The organism is Streptomyces sp. NPDC046122 (genome assembly GCF_056429965.1).
This window is the reverse complement of sequence record NZ_JBWKLQ010000003.1, coordinates 276,874-294,342: the sequence shown is the minus strand read 5'-3', so window position 1 is coordinate 294,342 and position 17,469 is coordinate 276,874. Positions and strand designations below refer to the sequence as shown.

Annotated in this window: 16 protein-coding genes and 1 riboswitch; of the genes, 4 read left to right on the top strand and 12 right to left on the bottom strand. The window is 71.2% G+C overall.

What is annotated here, in order from left to right:
• Positions 1-26: 26 nt before the first annotated feature.
• The gene (locus tag AC07FK_RS10635) at positions 27-1,238 is read right to left on the bottom strand and encodes a glycosyltransferase (protein ID WP_479104394.1); all 1,212 of its coding nucleotides are present in this window, start codon (positions 1,236-1,238) and stop codon (positions 27-29) included.
• Between the two features lie 203 nt (positions 1,239-1,441).
• Here AC07FK_RS10635 and AC07FK_RS10630 point away from each other — a divergent pair, with 203 nt between their 5' ends.
• Complete coding sequence (locus AC07FK_RS10630) at positions 1,442-2,332, top strand: SDR family oxidoreductase (protein WP_479104393.1); 891 nt, start codon at positions 1,442-1,444, stop codon at positions 2,330-2,332.
• A 15-nt stretch (positions 2,333-2,347) separates the two neighbouring features.
• Here AC07FK_RS10630 and AC07FK_RS10625 read toward each other — a convergent pair whose 3' ends face one another.
• On the bottom strand, positions 2,348-3,151 hold the full coding sequence (locus AC07FK_RS10625) for an SDR family NAD(P)-dependent oxidoreductase (protein WP_479104391.1): 804 nt from the start codon (positions 3,149-3,151) through the stop codon (positions 2,348-2,350).
• 460 nt (positions 3,152-3,611) lie between these two features.
• A riboswitch (cyclic di-AMP (ydaO/yuaA leader) is annotated at positions 3,612-3,773 on the top strand.
• Between the two features lie 4 nt (positions 3,774-3,777).
• On the opposite strand from AC07FK_RS10625, the gene AC07FK_RS10620 reads away from it, so the two are divergent.
• The 3 genes from AC07FK_RS10620 to AC07FK_RS10610 all read left to right on the top strand — a co-directional run bounded on the left by AC07FK_RS10620 (position 3,778) and on the right by AC07FK_RS10610 (position 8,062).
• Positions 3,778-4,518, top strand: coding sequence for a LysM peptidoglycan-binding domain-containing protein (locus AC07FK_RS10620; RefSeq protein WP_479104390.1), 741 nt, complete (start codon positions 3,778-3,780; stop codon positions 4,516-4,518).
• Between the two features lie 103 nt (positions 4,519-4,621).
• The gene (locus AC07FK_RS10615; protein WP_479104388.1) at positions 4,622-7,372 is read left to right on the top strand and encodes a SpoIIE family protein phosphatase; all 2,751 of its coding nucleotides are present in this window, start codon (positions 4,622-4,624) and stop codon (positions 7,370-7,372) included.
• Between the two features lie 93 nt (positions 7,373-7,465).
• On the top strand, positions 7,466-8,062 hold the full coding sequence (locus AC07FK_RS10610; protein ID WP_479104386.1) for a Type-2Aa cytolytic delta-endotoxin: 597 nt from the start codon (positions 7,466-7,468) through the stop codon (positions 8,060-8,062).
• Here the strand turns inward: AC07FK_RS10610 and AC07FK_RS10605 are convergent.
• The 10 genes from AC07FK_RS10605 to AC07FK_RS10560 all read right to left on the bottom strand — a co-directional run bounded on the left by AC07FK_RS10605 (position 8,028) and on the right by AC07FK_RS10560 (position 17,393).
• Positions 8,028-9,347: a cytochrome P450 gene (locus tag AC07FK_RS10605; RefSeq protein WP_479104385.1), complete on the bottom strand. Its 1,320-nt coding sequence runs from the start codon at positions 9,345-9,347 to the stop codon at positions 8,028-8,030. The two genes, AC07FK_RS10610 and AC07FK_RS10605, sit on opposite strands and share 35 nt — an antisense overlap.
• 83 nt (positions 9,348-9,430) lie before the next feature.
• Entirely contained in the window at positions 9,431-10,177 is a 747-nt protein-coding gene (locus AC07FK_RS10600; protein ID WP_479104384.1) for a type 1 glutamine amidotransferase, read from the bottom strand.
• Positions 10,178-10,211: 34 nt separating this feature from the next.
• Positions 10,212-11,126 carry an amino acid ABC transporter permease gene (locus AC07FK_RS10595; protein WP_479104382.1) on the bottom strand — a complete coding sequence of 305 codons (915 nt, stop codon included), beginning with the start codon at positions 11,124-11,126 and terminating at the stop codon, positions 10,212-10,214.
• A complete protein-coding gene (locus tag AC07FK_RS10590) occupies positions 11,123-11,788 on the bottom strand; it encodes an amino acid ABC transporter permease (RefSeq protein WP_479104381.1) in 666 nt (221 codons plus the stop codon). The genes AC07FK_RS10595 and AC07FK_RS10590 overlap by 4 nt, the downstream gene beginning before the upstream one ends.
• An 85-nt stretch (positions 11,789-11,873) precedes the next feature.
• Positions 11,874-12,713, bottom strand: a complete 840-nt coding sequence (locus tag AC07FK_RS10585; RefSeq protein ID WP_479104380.1) for a glutamate ABC transporter substrate-binding protein — start codon at positions 12,711-12,713, stop codon at positions 11,874-11,876.
• Positions 12,714-12,771: 58 nt separating this feature from the next.
• Complete coding sequence (locus tag AC07FK_RS10580) at positions 12,772-13,554, bottom strand: amino acid ABC transporter ATP-binding protein (RefSeq protein ID WP_479104378.1); 783 nt, start codon at positions 13,552-13,554, stop codon at positions 12,772-12,774.
• A gap of 102 nt (positions 13,555-13,656) precedes the next feature.
• Positions 13,657-14,262, bottom strand: coding sequence for a GTP-binding protein (locus AC07FK_RS10575; RefSeq protein WP_479104377.1), 606 nt, complete (start codon positions 14,260-14,262; stop codon positions 13,657-13,659).
• Positions 14,249-14,614, bottom strand: coding sequence for a DUF742 domain-containing protein (locus AC07FK_RS10570; RefSeq protein WP_479104375.1), 366 nt, complete (start codon positions 14,612-14,614; stop codon positions 14,249-14,251). Before AC07FK_RS10570 ends, AC07FK_RS10575 begins: the two co-directional genes overlap by 14 nt.
• The gene (locus tag AC07FK_RS10565) at positions 14,614-15,018 is read right to left on the bottom strand and encodes a roadblock/LC7 domain-containing protein (RefSeq protein ID WP_479104374.1); all 405 of its coding nucleotides are present in this window, start codon (positions 15,016-15,018) and stop codon (positions 14,614-14,616) included. The genes AC07FK_RS10570 and AC07FK_RS10565 overlap by 1 nt, the downstream gene beginning before the upstream one ends.
• Entirely contained in the window at positions 15,015-17,393 is a 2,379-nt protein-coding gene (locus tag AC07FK_RS10560) for a sensor histidine kinase (protein ID WP_479104373.1), read from the bottom strand. Before AC07FK_RS10560 ends, AC07FK_RS10565 begins: the two co-directional genes overlap by 4 nt.
• Positions 17,394-17,469: the final 76 nt, after the last annotated feature.

Below are 17,469 nucleotides of genomic sequence, written 5' to 3'. Positions count from 1 at the left end.
TCACCCGTACGTACCACACGCGCGTTTCATTGTGCGGCCGTGTGGTGGTTGACCAGGCTTTCCAGGTCACCGACGGCCGTCTCGACGGTGGGCAGAGCGAGGGAGGCCAGACGGGCCTGCTTCACCCGCCGCAGGACCGAGTCGTCCTGGAGCAGGCGGCGGCACGCCGACGCGATCCCGCCGGGGGTGGGATCCGTGACCTCGTGGCCGATGCCGAGCTCCGTGACGCGCCGGGCGTTCATGGGCTGGTCGGCCGTGCGGGGCAGCACCGCCATGGGGGTCGCGGTGCTGATCGACTCCCGTACGCCCGCGTAGCCGCCGTGGGTGAGGAAGAGGTCCGCCGCCTCCAGCAGGAGCGGCTGCGGCACGGAGTCGACGACGTGCACGTGGGGCGCGGAGTCGACGGCGCCGACGGCCACGCCGCTGGTCGACACGACGGCGTTGCAGTCGAGCCGGGAGAGTCCCTCGATCATCGACCGCAGGACGGTCGCCGGGTCCGGCCGCCCGGGCGGTGGGCGGTGCCCGTCCGTGGCGGGCAGGAAGAGCGGCATGGTGCAGCCGATCCCGGCGTACACCAGGGGCCGGTCGGTGGGCAGGCCGACGATCCAGCTGGGGAGCTTCGCGCGGGGCTCGGCGTAGGCGGGCTGCCGGTAGGCGAGCGGCCGCGGGAGATGCGGGGCGAACGTCCAGGCCGGCGGGAGGTAGTCGAGGTGCCCGTACGCCGTCAGGGATCCGGGGTCGCCCTGCGGCGGCAGACCCGCCGCGAAACGCCACTGGTCGAGAAGGGGGAGCAGGGCGACCGGGTCGGTGAAGCCCTTCGCGCCGGACGGCATCGCCACATGGGGCACGGCCAGTTTCTCGGCGACGAGGCAGGCGGCGACGTCCATCGCGTCGCGCAGCAGCAGATCCGGCTTGAAGTCGTGGGCCACCGCGTCCAGCGCCTTGAAGTGGCCGAGCAGGTGGGGGCCCGCCAGTACGAGCGCCGCCGTCCCGGCGGACGCGGTGCCGCTGTGGAGCAGGTCGACGGCCTCCCGGGTCTCCTCCCCGGCGGCCGTCGCGTCCCCGAAGAGGCTCGGCAGGCAGGCGGTCGCGCTCACGCCCTCGTCGAGGAACAGGCCGAGCAGGTGCTCCTCGGTGGCGACGTGCACGTGATGCCCCGCGCCGGACAGCAGGAGCGCGAAGCGCAGGGCCTCGCGGGTCTGGGAGGGGGAGAGCATCGCCGTACACAGGACGCGCATACCGAAGATCACCGTTTCGCCCGCTCGACAGCAGTTTCCCGTTCGAATCATCCCCGTGAACGCGCGCGCCCCCGGCCGCGCCGCGCCGGTGCGGAACGACCCCGCGGCACCCGCCGCCCGGCGGACGGGCGTTGCTCTGATTCGAGTCCGCGGCTTCGGGGAACCCAAGGTGGGTCACACCCCCGACCAGGCAGGAGAGCTGCATGAACGACGAGAACCGCGAGGTGAAGAACCCCGTCACGAAGCACCCGCGGCCGAAGCTGCCGGACCAGGAGCAGGAGCACCCGGGATGGACCGGTCCGATGGATCCGCCGCCGGACCACGGAGAGGAGTCGTACCGGGGGAACGGGCTGCTGCGCGGCCTCGCCGCGGTGGTGACCGGCGGCGACTCGGGGATCGGCCGGGCGGTGTGTCTGGCCTTCGCGCGCGAGGGCGCCGACGTGCTGTTCACGCATCTGCCGGAGGAGGACAAGGACGCGGCCGAGACCTCACGGCTGATCGAGGACGCGGGTCGCGAAGCCGTCGCGGTGGCCTGTGACATCCGGGAAGAGGAACAGTGCCGGTCGCTCGTCGAGCGGGCCGTCTCGGAATTCGGCCGCATCGACATCCTGGTGAACAACGCCGCCTATCAGATGTCCCAGCCGGACGGTATCGGATCCATTTCCACCGAGCAATTCGACCGCGTCATGAAGACGAATCTCTACGGCATGTTCTGGCTGTCGAAGATGGCGCTCCCTCATATTCCGGAGGGGGGCAGCATCATCAACTCCTCCTCCGTCCAGGCGTACAAGCCGAGCCCGCATCTGCTCGACTACGCCATGACGAAGTCCGCCATTGTCGCCTTCACCCAGGGGCTCGCGCAGATGGTGGCGTCCAGCGGAATCCGCGTCAACGCGGTCGCCCCGGGTCCGGTGTGGACGCCGCTTATCCCGGCGACCATGCCGGACACCACGGAGTTCGGAAAGCAGGCGCCGCTGGGGCGGCCCGCGCAACCGGCGGAAATGGCCCCGGCGTACGTGTTCCTCGCCTCCCCGCAGGCGAGTTACATCACGGCCGAGATCGTCAACGCCACCGGCGGCACGCCACTTCCGTGACGCCCGCCGGGGCGCTCACTTCGACGCGCCGGAACCGGGTTGCGCCGTCCTGCGGTGCGCGGCCGCCTTGAGGCTGTCGGGGACGAACCTGCTCACGAGCCCCTGCGCCTTGGTCTTCACGGATCCGGCGACGATCTTCCTCCGGCCGGCCATCAGCGCCTCGAAGCCCTGACGGGCCACCTCTTCGGGGTCGTCCTTCTTCTGCCGCCCGACCCGGGTGTCGTCCATGCCGGCGCGGTGGAAGAAGGGCGTCTCCGTGGCCCCGGGCATCAGGGAGGTGACCGTCACACCGGTGCCCCTGAGTTCGTCCCCCAGCGCCTGGGCAAACGACTGCACGAAGGACTTGGTGGCGTTGTAGACGGCGTGGAAGGACCCGGGCGCGGTCGCGGCGATGGACGACGTGAACAGCAGGCGGCCCCGGTCACGCGCCACCATGTCCGGCAGCAGGCCCTTCGCCAGCCGCACGGTGGCGGTGATGTTGAGGTCGATCACGCGCGCCTCGTCCTCGACGTCGGTGTCGAGGAAGGCTCCGCCCTGGCCGACGCCGGCGTTGAGCGCGGCGGCGTCGACGGGCCGCCCGGTCGCCGCGACGGCGCCGAGCAGGTGTTCGACACCTTCCCGGGTGGCCAGATCGGTCCGCACGGCGTGGACACCGGCTCCGAGGGCCCGCACCCCGTCCGCCGCCGCACCGATCTCCGAATTCTCGGCAGCCAGTACGAGATCGAATCCGTTTTCCGCAAATTGCTTGGCCAGCTCGAAACCGATTCCACTGGAGGCACCGGTGACGACGGCCAGCGGCCTATTCCTGTTCTCAGTCATGATCAGCGGGTACCCTCCCCGAGATTTTTATATCCATCTGCTCCTTTTTGCCCCACTTCTGGCGCGACCGATTCGGCCGAACCGAGTGCGGCGCACCCCGCGACGCCACCAGAGGGACACCAACTCCCTTCCACAGGAGGGTCCTTCACCTCACTGGACCGACAAGATGCCCGTTTCGGACAGGAAATGACCCACGTGGGTGGTTTGCCTGAAAGGCCGTCGCGTGCCATCGCTCGTGATACCAGTCACGTCCGCGAAGGAAAGCGGAAGTTCGGCCGATCGTCAGTTCCTGTCCGCAGAAAGAAAGTTGGGTTTTCCGCCCACGCACAGTGACAGGAGTTCCCACGCCCCCGATACGCGCTGCGATTGCTCCGGCGAATGCGGGGCTTGTTCTTCCCGGCCCCTCTCGCTTACGGTCACCCCCAATCCGGGTGGACCGCCGAATCCTGCCGCCGTCCGGAATCCAAACCCACTCACACTCACGTACGGCAGGAGCGGGGGACCCAGGTAAGCCGCCGATCCGGGAATCCGGAACGGCTCGGGGTGAAGTCGCACGGACTGTGCGACCGGGCATCTCCAGCCCGAACCCGACAGCTCACCTCGCAGGCGACGGAGAGGAATTCGTCATGCCCTCGAAGGGTAAGCACCGCCGTTCCCAGGTCAGATCGCTCCGCCGCGGCTTCATCGCCGCCGGCACCGGTGGCGCCGCGCTGATCCTGCCCCTGCTGGGCGCGACCACCGCGGGCGCGGCGCAGCCCGCCGCCGCCCCGGCCGCCGCGAAGGCCGCCCCCAAGACCTACACCGTGGTCGCGGGTGACTCCCTTTCCAAGATCGCCGACGCCCACTCGCTGAGCGGCTGGAAAGAGCTGTACGAGGACAACCGCTCGGTCATCGGCGACAAGCCCTCGCTGATCCACCCCGGCCTCGAGCTGACGATCGGCGCGAAGGCCAAGGCGCCCGCGAAGCCCAAGGCCAAGCCCACTCCGGCCGCCGAGCGCGCCGACCGCTCGCAGGCCCGTGCCGCCGTGGCCGAGACCACGGCGTACACGAACGACCTGGACGGCTGGATCAAGGAGTCGCTGGCCATCATGGCCAAGCACGGCATCCCCGGCACGTACGAGGGCATCCACCGCAACATCATGCGCGAGTCGTCGGGCAACCCGAGGGCCATCAACAACTGGGACTCCAACGCCGTGGCCGGTACGCCGTCCAAGGGCCTGCTCCAGGTCATCGCGCCCACCTTCGCGGCCTACCACGTGCCCGGCACCTCGATGGACAGCTACGACCCGGTCGCCAACATCACCGCCGCGTGCAACTACGCCGCCGACCGGTACGGCTCGATCGACAACGTGAACGGCCCGTACTAGAAGAACCCGCTGCCTGCCCCGGCGAGACCCTTGCGGGCGCCTCGCCGGGGCAGGCAGACCAATTGCACGCCCGACAATTCGCACAAAATGCTAAAAATGGGTCATGAGCGGACGTCCCGGACGACCCAGGGGTGTCGGGTCACCGCGCTCGTCTCGGCGAGGGGTGCGTTCCCGGCTGGAGGTACGCAGCGCCGCCGGTCAGGTGCTCGTCCTCCAGATCGTCGTCGCCGTGCTGCTCATCACGGCCGCCGTGGTCGCGCTCGCGTTCCAGACGCGCAACGACAGCGAGCAGGACGCCCGTAACCGCTCGCTCGCCACCGCGGAGGCCTTCGCGGACGCCCCCGGCACCGTCGAGGCGCTGCGCTCCCCCGATCCCACGTCCGCGCTGCGCGCACACGTGGAAGCAGCCCAGCGGGGTTCGGGGGTGGACTTCATAGCGGTGATGAGCCCGGACGGCACCCGGCTGGCCGACACCGACCCGACGCTGGTCGGCGGGCGCGCCGAGGGCGTCGACCGGGCCACGGCCGGAAAGCCCTTCACGGAGATCTTCGAGGGCGCCCCCAACGACGCGGCGCGGGCCGTCGTCCCCGTCACCGACACCGCCGGCACCGTCGTCGGGCTGGTCGCAGCCGGTGTGACGATCGACAACGTCGGGGACGCCGTCGACCGCCATCTGCCGATGCTCCTCGGTTCCGGGGCCGCCGCCCTCGCTCTGGCCACCGGCAGCGCCGTCCTGGTGAGCAGGCGTCTGCGGCGACAGACGCACGGCCTCGGGCCGACCGAGATGACCCGGATGTACGAGCACCATGACGCCGTTCTGCACGCCGTCCGGGAGGGCGTGCTCATCGTCGACGACGACGGACGGCTGACGCTGGCCAACGACGAGGCGCGCAGGCTCCTCGAACTGCCCCCCGGCGCGGAGGGGCGCCACATCACCGACCTGGGCCTCGACGACTCCATCACCAGGCTCCTGGTCTCCGGCCGCAGCGTCACCGACGCGGTCCATCTGGCCGGGGACCGGCTGCTGGCCGTCAACACCCGGCCGACCGCCCCGTACGGCGGATTCCCCGGCACCGCCGCCACGCTCCGGGACACGACGGACCTGCGGGCGCTGACCGGCGCGGCGGAGGTCGCCCGGGAGCGCCTGAAGCTGCTGTACGAGGCGGGAGTGCGGATCGGCACCACGCTGGACGTGGTGCGCACCGCCGAGGAACTGGCGGAGGTGGCCGTCCCCGGGTTCTCGAATTTCGCCACGGTGGAGCTGCTGGACCCCGTACTGCGCGGCGAGGAGCCGGACGGCGCCCACACCGAGATGCGCCGCGCCGCGGTGGTCGGCGGGCCCGCCGACCGCCCCTTCCAGCCGGTGGGCGACCTGATCAGGTTCGTGGTTCCCACGACGCCGATGGCGGCGGCTCTGTCGAGCGGACACGCGGTGCTGGAGGCCGATCTGACCGTCGCCCACGGCTGGCGGTCGCAGGACCCGGAGGGGGCCGACCGGGCCCTGGCCTTCGGCATCCGTTCCCTGGTCTCGGTGCCGCTGCAGGCCCGCGGGGTCGTCCTGGGCATGGCGAACTTCTGGCGCTCGGAATCCACCGAGCGGTTCGGTGAGGAGGACCTGGCCTTCGCCGAGGAACTCGCCGCCCGGGCCGCGGTCGCCATCGACAACGCCCGCCGCTTCAGTCGCGAGCACGCCATGGCCGTGACCCTCCAGCGCAGCCTGCTGCCGCGCGTCCTGCCCGAGCAGGACGCCCTGGACGTGGCCTACCGCTATCTGCCCGCGCAGGCCGGGGTGGGCGGCGACTGGTTCGACGTCATCCCGCTGCCCGGAGCCCGGGTGGCCCTGGTGGTGGGCGACGTCGTGGGACACGGTCTGCACGCCGCCGCCACCATGGGCCGGCTGCGGACCGCGGTCCACAACTTCTCCGCCCTCGACCTGGCGCCGGACGAGCTCCTGGGCCACCTCGACGAGCTGGTCTCGCGCATCGACGACGAGGAGGGGGACGACGGCGGCGACGGCATCTCGGGCGCCACCTGCCTGTACGCGATCTACGACCCGGTCTCCGGGGTGTGCTCGGTGGCCACGGCGGGGCACTTCGCGCCCGCCCTGGTCCGCCCCGACGGCACGGTGGAGTTCCTCGACGTACCGGTCTTCCCGCCCCTGGGCCTGCACGGCCTGCCGTTCGAGACCGCCGAAGTACGGCTGCCGGAGGGCAGCCGGCTCGTGCTCTACACCGACGGCCTGATCGAGCACCGCGAGCGCGACATCGACTCCGGCCTGCGCCTGCTGCGCCGGACCCTCGCGGACCCGTCGGACCCGACGCCCGAGGAGACCTGCCAGGCCGTTTTCGACGCGATGCTGCCGGCGCACCGCAGGGACGACATCGCGCTGCTGGTGGCCCGCACGCAGCTGCTGGACCGTACCCGGGTCGCCGACTGGGACGTCCCGGCCGACCCGGCGGCCGTCGCGCCGGTACGCGCCGCGTGCGGCCGTCAGCTGGAGACGTGGGGGCTCGAGGACATCGGGTTCACGACCGAACTCATGCTGAGCGAGCTGATCACCAACGCGATCCGCTACGGCTCGGAACCCATCCATGTGCGGCTGATGTACGAGCGCGGGCTGATCTGCGAGGTGTCCGACGGCAGCAGCACCGCGCCGCATCTGCGCCGGGCCGCCACGACGGACGAGGGCGGCCGCGGGCTGTTCCTCGTCTCGCAGTTCGCCGGCCGGTGGGGAACCAGGTACACGCCGACCGGCAAGGTCATGTGGGTGGAGCAGCCCCTGACCGACGGTCAGCAGCCCGCTCCCGAGCTGGATCTGGACGATCTGTCCTGGTTGCCCGGCGACCCCCTGTGACGGACCGGGACGAACCCTGCCCCGTGCGGCGGGCGGAAGGGCTCACGGCATACTTGCGCCGGGCGCGATCACTTCCGACTCACAGGAGCAACAATGGCTGACCAGATCGCCGCCGAGAAGACGACGTTCAAGACGGTCTTCGAGGTGGGGTCGTCTTACACGGACCGGGTGCGGAGCATCGAGGCCGGGTTCCAGCACGCGATCGCGCCGGCGACGGTGGACTTCGACTTCGGTGAGATCAGCCGGGCGGCGAGCGGAATTCCGGACTGCTCGACGGTGAAGATCGTCCGGGGCTGGGGGCTCCAGGAGACCGCCCCGGTCAGCGTCATGATCCTGTCCCTGAAGGAGGCCGTACGCCAGGCTCTTCCCCTGCCGTCGGCCGGTGACGCCTTCTGGGAGGCGGTCGAGGGGGCGCTCACTGGAGCGTTCGTGGGTCTCGGCCGGCAGGAGGGCACCCACCTCTCCTTCTACCGGGAGGACGCGGACCGCACGAGCTACTACTACAACCTGCTGTTCGCCCTCCAGGACGAGGAGAGCGGGGACGCGCTCCACGCCGTCGCCTTCTGCGCCAACATCACGGTGGCGCTGGGCCCCGAGGAGGTCCGGGCGCTCACGGTCGGGGACACCGCGCGGTACACGATCCGCCTCAACGCGATCACCGTGCGGCAGGACCCGCCGGCCGCCGTCTGATCCGGGCCGCCGCGTCCCACCCTCCGCCGGGGTGGGACGGGGCGCGCTCCACCGGAACGTGCAGCGGCGCGCGGAAGGACAGCAGCCCGAGCATCGGGGGCGGCGACGAGGGGTGCGCGAGCCGCAGGCCGGGCAGTCGCGCCGCGGTCATCCGCAGCACCACTTCGGCCTCGGCCCTGGCCAGTTCGGCCCCGGAGCACCTGTGCCGCCCGACGCCGAAAGCGAGGTGCTCGCGCCGGTTGGGGCGGTGCGGGCAGAGCTGTTCGGGGTCGTCGAACACCTCGGGGTCCGAGCCGGTCGAGGCCAGCATCAGCAGCAGGGGCGCGCCGGCCGGGAGGTCCACGCCGGACAGCGTGACGGGCCGGCCGGTGACGCGCCGCCAGGTGGTGATGGGGGGCTCCCGCCGGAGCACCTCCTCGGTCCAGGGCGCCACGTCGGCCGGCCGGTCCGCGAAGCGCCGCCACAGCCCGGGCTCCCCCAGTGCGCGCCGGTACATGATGCTCAGCATCTGCCGGGTGGTCGCCTGGCCCGCGATGACGATGAAGTAGAGGACCGCGGCCCTCTCGGCCGTGCTCAGCGGCGCGCCGTCCGGGAGCCGGTGCGCGGCCAGCGCTTCGAGCAGCGTGCCGGGCCCGGCGTCCGGCCCGGTCACCAGGTCCCGGAGCCAGGCGTAGAAGTCGGCCGCTTCGCCGGCGAGCTCGATCTGCCGGGCGCCGTCCGGCCGCCCCCAGAAGAGTTCGAGCGAGGCGTCGCTCCACCGGGTCAGTGTGTCCATGCCCACCCCGTCGCCCGCTCGGAGTCCGAGCAGGTTCAGCAGGACCCGCAGCGGAACGTCCCGCGCGAGCGTGGTGGCCAGGTCGCAGACCCCGTCGGCGTCGAGCCGTCGTTCGACCTCGTCCAGGCACTCCCCCGTCACCCGCTCGATCATCGGCACGGCCGCGGCGACGGCCCGGGCACTGAGGAACCGGGTCATGACGCGCCGATACCCCGCGTGGCTCTCGCCGCCGTTGCTGGCGAGGGTGGGCGGCAGGGCGAACCGGACGCCGGCCAGGACGCGCAGCGTCGCCACCGAGAAGCGGCCGATCGCGTCCATGGCGTTGTCCACCAGGAAGGTGTCCGTGTCGAGCAGTACGGCGCGTACGTCGTCGTACCGGCTCACCAGCCACAGACCGGTGTCCGGTTCGTAGCGCACCGGCGCGTTCTCCCGCAGGCCGTCCCACACCGGGAAGGGGTCGAGTACGTACTCCTGGTCGAAAAGATCCACGGTGCCCATGGGTGTCGCCATGACGGAACCCACCCCCCTTCCTCGCGCCGGCCCTGCTCAGCCGCCTCTCGGCCGCAGAATATAGCCCGCCGGGACGGCGCCGCTCACGAGGGCGGCGGGCCGCCCGCGCACCCGCCGACGAGGGTGGCCCAGCGCAGGGCGACGGGACGCCAGGTCCGTTCCGTCTCGGCCCGGGCGACGGCGAGCTGTGCGACGATCTCGTCCGCACCGGCCCCCGCCCTGCGCAGGACGTCGCTCTCCCCGGCCCACTCGGCGACGATCCCGGGTGTGGCCTCGGGATGGAACTGGGTTCCCCACGCGTGCGCGCCGACCCGGAAAGCCTGGTGCGGGGATCCGGTGCCGCCGATCAGCGGGACCGCTCCCGGCGGCAGTACGGTCATCTCCTCCAGGTGCCAGAGCATGGCCGGCGGGCCGTCCGCCAGACCCCCGAAGACGGGGTCGCCGGCCGCCGCGGGCAGCACCTTCAGCTCGTACACGCCGACCTGGGGCGTGCGGCGGCGGCCGACACGACCGCCCAGCTCCACGGTCATCAGCTCGGCGCCGAGGCAGATGCCGAACGTGGGAACGCCGCGCTCGAACGCCGCCCGCAGGAGAGCGCGGGTGGCCGGCAGCCACGGGTGGCGCTCGTCGTCCAGCGGCCCGGGCGACCCCCCAAGGACGAGCAGGCCGTCGTACGGACGGATGTCCTCGGGCAGCGCATCGCCCCGGTAGGGCCGTACGACGTGCAGCCGCAGACCGGCTCCGGTCAGCCAGCCGCCCCAGAGTCCCGGCGGGCACTCGGCCTCGTGCTCGACGACCAGGACCCGGGGCGGTTCGGGGATCTCGACCATGGCGGCATTGTCGCCGCCGTGCCCGGCCGTTCGCTCAGCTTTTCGGGCGATCGGGGCCGTGCGGGGCGATGTGCTCGCCCGGCGTCGCGAGGTCCGCGACCGCGTCGGCGCCGACCACCGCGCCCGTGGACTTCCTGCCGCGCCGCAGCCGGCCTTCGAGCCAGGCGGCGAAGGTGGTGAGCGCGAAGTTGAGCAGGACGAAGATCACGGCGACGACGGTGAAGCTGGCGATGGTGTTCGCGCCGTAGTTCGCGCTCATCGGGCGTACCGAAGCCAGCAGCTCGGAGAAGCCGAGCAGCGCGCCGCCGAGCGCGGTGTCCTTGACGATGACGACGAGCTGGCTGACGAGCGCGGGAAGCATCGCGGTGACCGACTGCGGCAGCAGGACGAACCGCATCATCTGGCCCTTGCGCATGCCGACGGCCTTGGCGGCGTCGGTCTGCCCGGCCGGCAGGGAGAGGATTCCGGCGCGCACCACCTCGGCGAGCACCGAGGCGTTGTAGAGGACCAGGCCGGTGACCACGGCGTACAGGGGCCGGTTGTCGGGGCTGACGTCGGTGAACTCCGAGTAGGCCTCGTTGGCGAAGAGCATGAGGATCAGCACCGGGATGGCGCGGAAGAACTCCACGACCGTGCCGGCCACGCCGCGCATCCACCAGTGGTCGGAGAGCCGGGCGATCCCGAAGAGCGCTCCGAGGGGCAGCGCGATGACCATGGCGAGGGCGGAGGCGATCAGGGTGTTCTTGAGCCCCGGCAGGATGTACGTCGTCCAGGCCCGGCCGTCGGTGAAGAACGGCTCCCACTTGATCCATTCCAGCTGCTGCTTGTCGAGGAGGCTGCGCACCACCCACCAGATCAGCACCGCGAGCGCGACCAGGAAGACGAGGGTGAACAGGAGGTTGCGCCGCCTGGCGCGGGGTCCGGGGAGGTCGTACAGGACGGACGTCATCGCCTCACCGCCACCTTCTTGCTCACCCAGCCGAGGAAGAGTCCGGTCGGGAGGGTGAGGCAGATGAATCCGAACGCGAAGATGGCCGAGATGAGGATGAGCTGCGCCTCGTTCTCGATCATCTCCCGCATCAGGGTCGCTGCCTCGGCGACGCCGATGGCGGCGGCCACCGTGGTGTTCTTCGTCAGGGCGATCAGTACGTTCGCGAGCGGGCCCACGACGGAACGGAACGCCTGCGGAAGAACGATGAGCGACAGCACCTGCGGGAAGCTCAGGCCGATGGCGCGCGCCGCCTCCGACTGACCGACAGGCACCGTGTTGATGCCGGAGCGCAGCGCCTCGCAGACGAACGCGGAGGTGTAGGCGATCAGGCCCAGCACGGCGAGCCTGAAGTTGATGGTTTCGAAGTCGTCGGCGCCGAGGCTGACTCCGAGCGTCTGGAAGAGACCCAGCGAGGTGAAGACGATGATCACCGTCAGCGGGATGTTCCGCACCACGTTGACGTAGCCGGTTCCGAAGCCGCGCATCAGGGGGACGGGGCTGGCCCGCATGGCGGCCAGGAGCGTTCCCCAGATCAGGGAGCCGACGGCCGAATAGACGGCGAGCTGCACCGTGACCCAGAAGGCTCCCAGCAGGTCGTAACCTTCGAGAAAGTCGAACACGGGTCTCCCGCACTTTCGCGTGGGTGAGGGCGCGGCGCGCCGCGAGGTGGTGCGGCGCGCCGGGCGTTCCGGTCGGTGAACTGCGTCAGCTGACGACGTTCCCGATCTCCGGGGCGGGCTCGTTCTTGTAGTCGGCGGGGCCGAAGTTCTTCTCCACGTACTTCTGCCAGGAGCCGTCCGACACCATCTTTTCGAGCGCGGTGTTGATCCGGTCCTTGAGGTCGCTGCCCTTCTGGACACCGATGCCGTAGTTCTCGTTGCTCATCTTGAAGCCGCCGAGCTTGAACTTGCCCTGGTGCTCCGGCTGGGAGGCGTAACCGGCGAGGATCGAGTCGTCGGTGGTCAGGGCGTCGATGACCTTGTTCTCCAGGCCGGTCAGGCACTCGGAGTAGCCGCCGTACTCCTGGAGCTGCGCCTTCGGCGCGAGCTTCGTCTTGACGTTCTGCGCGGAGGTGGAGCCGGTGACGGAACAGAGCTTCTTGTTGTTCAGGTCCTCGGGCTTCTTGATGGAGTCGTCGTCCGCGCGAACGAGGACGTCCTGGTGGGCCAGGAGGTAGGGACCGGCGAAGTCGACCTTCTTCTGCCGCTCCTCGTTGATCGAGTAGGTGGCCGCGATGAAGTCGACGTCGCCGCGCTCCAGGAGCGTCTCGCGGTCGGCGCTCTTGGCTTCCTTCCACTCGATGTCGCCGGGTTCGTGGCCGAGTTCCTTCGCGACGTACGTCGCGACGTCGACGTCGAAGCCGGTGTACTTGCCGTCCGGGGTCTTCAGGCCGAGGCCTGGCTGGTCGAACTTGATGCCGACGGTGATCTTGTCGCCGCCACTGCCCGAACCGCTTTCGTCGCCGTCGCCGGAACCACAGCCCGCGGCGGTCAGGGACAGCGCGAGCGCCGTGGCGGCCGCGGCGGTGACCTTGAGCATCTTCATGGTGATCATCCCTGGGGATTTGGTGTGGGGGGAGTCGGTGGATCCCGTGCGGGCGGCCTCAGTGGTGAAGGATCTTCGACAGGAAGTCCTTGGCCCGGTCGCTGCGGGGGTTGGTGAAGAACTGGTCGGGGGTCGTCTCCTCGACGATCCGGCCGTCCGCCATGAAGACCACACGGTTGGCGGCCGACCGGGCGAAGCCCATCTCGTGGGTGACGACGACCATGGTCATGCCGTCGCGGGCGAGCTGCTGCATCACCTCCAGCACCTCGTTGATCATCTCGGGGTCGAGGGCGGAGGTCGGCTCGTCGAAGAGCATGACCTTCGGTTCCATGGCCAGCGCCCGGGCGATCGCCACGCGCTGCTGCTGGCCGCCGGAGAGCTGGGCGGGGTACTTGTCCGCCTGGGTGGTCACGCCCACCCGTTCGAGGAGCGCGCGCGCCCGGTCCTCGGCTTCCTTCTTGTCCTTCTTGCGGACCTTGATCTGGCCCAGCGTCACGTTCTGCAGCACGGTCTTGTGGGCGAAGAGGTTGAACGACTGGAAGACCATGCCCACGTCGGCCCGCAGCGCGGCGAGCTCGCGTCCCTCGGCCGGCAGCGGTTTGCCGTCGATGGCGATCTCGCCGGAGTCGATGGCCTCCAGCCGGTTGACGGCGCGGCACAGGGTGGACTTGCCCGACCCGGACGGCCCGATGACGACGACGACCTCGCCCCGGCGGATGGTCAGGTCGATGTCCTGGAGCACGTGCAGCGCACCGAAGTGCTTGTTGACGTTCTTCAGTACGACGAGGGCATCGTCCGTGCCCGGCGCCGTGTTTCCCTTGGTCACAGCTACTCCGCTCATCGGCTTCATCGTCCGTCCGACTCCGGCCGGGCGCACGCCGGGAGGGCCAAGCGGGAAGGGACGCCCGCAGGGCCGGAGGAACGGTGATGCCGGACGGCGGGGTTAGAGCGCCGTGGCCTCCCGCGCCTTGGCGATGAGCAGGTCGAGGAGCGAGAGCAGAGCGTCGCGGACGTCCTCGCGCGAGCGGGCGTCGAGCATGAGGACGGGCGTCTCCGGGTCGCGCAGGTGCAGCGCCGCCCGGATCTCCCCGGCGGTGTACGGCTGCTCGCCGTGGAAGCAGTTCGCGCCTACGACGAACGGAAGCCCGCGGCTCTCGAAGAAGTCGACGGCCGCGAAGCTGCGGTCCAGGCGCCGGGTGTCGACCAGGACGACGGCGCCGAACGCGCCGTTCAGCAGGTCGTCCCACATGAACCAGAAGCGCTCCTGGCCGGGGGTGCCGAAGAGGTAGAGGACGACGCCGGCGTCGGCGAGGGTGATGCGCCCGAAGTCCATCGCCACGGTGGTGACCGTCTTGGACTCGATGCCGTCGAGGTCGTCGACGCCCACCCCCGCGGCCGTGAGGCGTTCCTCCGTCCGCAGCGGCTCGATCTCGGAGACCGTCTCGACGAGGGTCGTCTTGCCCACGCCGAAGCCGCCCGCGACGAGGATCTTGACGGGGGACGCCTCGGTCGCGGCCGCTTCCCGGGCAGGGGTGTCATAGGTGGGCAAGGCTGTCCCTGATTCTCATGAGCAGGTGGACATTGCTGGTCTCGGCGCCCGACAGGGGCGGCCGGTGGTGGATCAGCCCGCGGTCCACGAGTTCTCCGAGCAGGACCGTCATGGGGGTGAGGCGCATGTGCATCCGGGCCGCGATCTCCGCGACCGCCCGGCCGTCCGGGGACGGGCACATGGTGAGGATGGCCTGCCATTCGGTGGGCAGACCGCCGAGCGCTTCCCCGGCCACCGCCGCTGTGATCATCGTGTCCATGGTCAGGACGGTGTGCGGAGCGGCTGTACGGCCGTCGGTCAGGGCGTACAGCCGCGTCCGGCGGCGGCCGCGGGGCAGCGGGTCGTCCGGCATTACGACGGCAGTGCCTGGGTGCGCTCGGGTGTGCCCAGCCATTCGCCGAGGGCCTGGGCGGTCCGTACCGCCTCGCCGCCCAGCTCGCCCAGCCGCGCCTTGCGTGAGGTCACGACGATCAGCGTGCTGCCCTCGCCGCAGCCCACGATGCAGAGATAACGGTCGTCCATCTCGACGAGCTGGCGGATCACCCCGCCGCCTCCGATCTCGCGGGATATCGCCTTCATCGTGGCCGCGATGCCCGAGGACGCGGCGGCGATGCGCTCGGCCCGGTCGCGGTCCAGGAGGTAGGCGCTGAGCCTGATCCCGTCGTTGGACAGGAGTACGGCCCCCTCGATGCCCGCGATCCTGCTCAGGTTGTTGTCCAGGATGCTGTAGATCATGTCGTTCGGTGTGGTGGTCATGCCTGATCCTGTCGGAGCTCTGCTTCCACTTTCTGGGTCCCTTGTTCGTAGTCGGCCCAGGCGTCGGCCACCTCTTCGGGTGTCGCCGCGTCCTGGCCGGCCGGTGCCTCCGCCGCACGCGGCTCGCGGAGCTGCTCGGCGATGTGGGTGTGCGGTACGCGCTCGGGCAGGGCGGGGCGCGAGTCGCCGGCCGGCGCCGCGAGCGGGGTGACCGGCGCGTCCTCGGGGGCGGCCCCGGGCGGGCGCTCGGGCCTGCGCCGGCTCGGCAGCTCCGGTTTTCCCTCCGGGAGAGCCCCGGGCCCCTGCCCGGCGGGGCGGCCGGACGCGGCGGGCCGCGGGGCGGCCGGGGCGGGAACAGCCGCCGCGACGGCGGGCTGCTCCGGCTCGAGCGCCGGTTCCCGCTCCGTCGGTACGAGCAGCTCGCCGGGGATGATCACCACGGCCGACGTACCTCCGTAGACCGAGCGGCGCAGGGTGACCGTGGCCGGGAGCCGGTCCGCGAGGTGGCCGACCACGAAGAGGCCGAGCCGGTGCGCGTTCTGCGCCAGGACGGCGTACGGCGGCGCCGAGTGCAGCCGCCGGTTCATCTCCTCGTAGCTGGCCGGTGTCACCCGGGGGCCCCGGTCCTCGATCTCCACCGAGAGGCCGTCGGCGACCAGTTCGGCCCGGATGACCACCTTGGACCTGGGCGGGGAGAACCGGGTCGCGTTGTCCAGGAGCTCCGCCAGGAGGTGGCTGATCTGGCTGATCACGCGCGGTTCCACGCTGATCTCGTCCAGGGCCTGGCGCTCGATGCGCCGGAAGTCCTCGACCTCGGCGGCGGCCTCGCGCAGCAGGTCGGCGACGCGCATGGGCGCGGTGTGCGGGTCGGGGATCTCGCCGCCCGCCAGGATGAGCAGGTTCTCGATCTGCCGCCGCATGCCCACCGTCAACTGGTCGGAGCGCATCAACTGGGCCAGCAGCGCCTCGTCGTGGCCGAACGTGTCCTGGAGGTCCTCGGTCAGGCTCAGCTGGCGGCTGACCAGGTTCCCGGTGCGCGAAGCGATGCCCGCGGCGAACAGGCCGAAGCCGTGGCGCTCGTCCGAGAGCTGCCGGTGCCCGTCGACGGACACGGCGACGACACGCGCGAACGCGTCGCTGATCCGTCCGACTTCGTCCTGGGCGCCGGTGGCCCGGGGCAGCGCGTCGGCGTCGACGGGCTGCCCGCGCTGCAGCCGTGCCACGACGTCCGGCAGCGTCTCCTCGGCGACGGCCACCGTGCGCTCGTGCAGGCCGTGCAGGCGGCGCAGGACCGAGCGCGTGGCGAACACGACGACGCCCGCGACGACCAGCAGCGCCCCTCCGCTGCCCCCGATCAGCCAGGCGACCTCCGTCTCCAGCTCCGCCGCCTTGGCGTCGGCGCGTGCCAGCACGCCGTGCGAGCGGGCGGAGTTGAGCGAGGCCAGTCGGTCGCCCAGCGTGTCGTGCGCGGTCCGCCAGCCGGCGGCCTTCAGCGGCAGCTTCACGCCGGACGCGATGTCCTCGTGGTCGGACATCACGGCGTTCTCGACACGGGTCTTCGCCTGCCACGCGCCCGAGCCGGTGATCTCCTCGTACGCCGCCCGGTCCCCGGCGGGCAGATACGGCACGATCGACGTGTCGTACAGATAGCGGTGGGCCCCGACGGCGTTGACGTACGCGGCGAACCGCGAGGCCGTCAGCTCCCTGGCCGGACCGGCCGACGCGAGGATCGTCTCCTCCAGGGCGACCAGCTCCGACGCCGCGAACATGGTGGCGACCAGCCGGCTCTCCTGGGTCAGCTCGGCGTCCTGCGTGTGGCTGAACTCCTGCTGGTAGACCTGGATCGTGCTGCCGATCACGTCGGTGTAGTAGCCGATCGTGCGGTCGGCGCCGCCGCTGCGGGCGTCCGCGCGTTCACGGTGGGCGTCCAGGTCTTCGAGGCTGTCGCTCACCTCGGCGAGATGGTGGTTGTGCTTCCCGGGGGCGTCGGAACCGGTGGACGTCGCCCTGCGGAACGCGTCGGCCGCCCGGTCCGTCGCCGCGCGGCGGGCGCGCAGATCATTTCCGGACACTTCGGAGCCCGCCCACCGCGCGGCCGTCGTCGTCCGCTCGGCCTGCAGCCGGAGCATGAGCTCGTACGCGGGTACGCCGATGCGCTCACCGGCCGCCACATCGCCGCGCAGGTGCCTCGACTGTTCCAGCAGCCGTTCCGCGGTCACGGCGACCTGGGCGCCCATCGCGACGGTGGGGACGACCGCCAGGCAGATGAGCAGGGTGCGCAGACGGACGGTACGCCGACGTCGACTTCGCGGCGCCCCGGACTCGGGTGACGCGGGCGGCGTGTCGCGTGCGTCTTCGGGTTCGGTGGGAGACATCGGTCCTCGGGGACGGAGGGGAGAGCGGGGGCAGGCCGGCGGCCGGGCCGGCGCAGGGCGGGGAGCGGAACGTGGG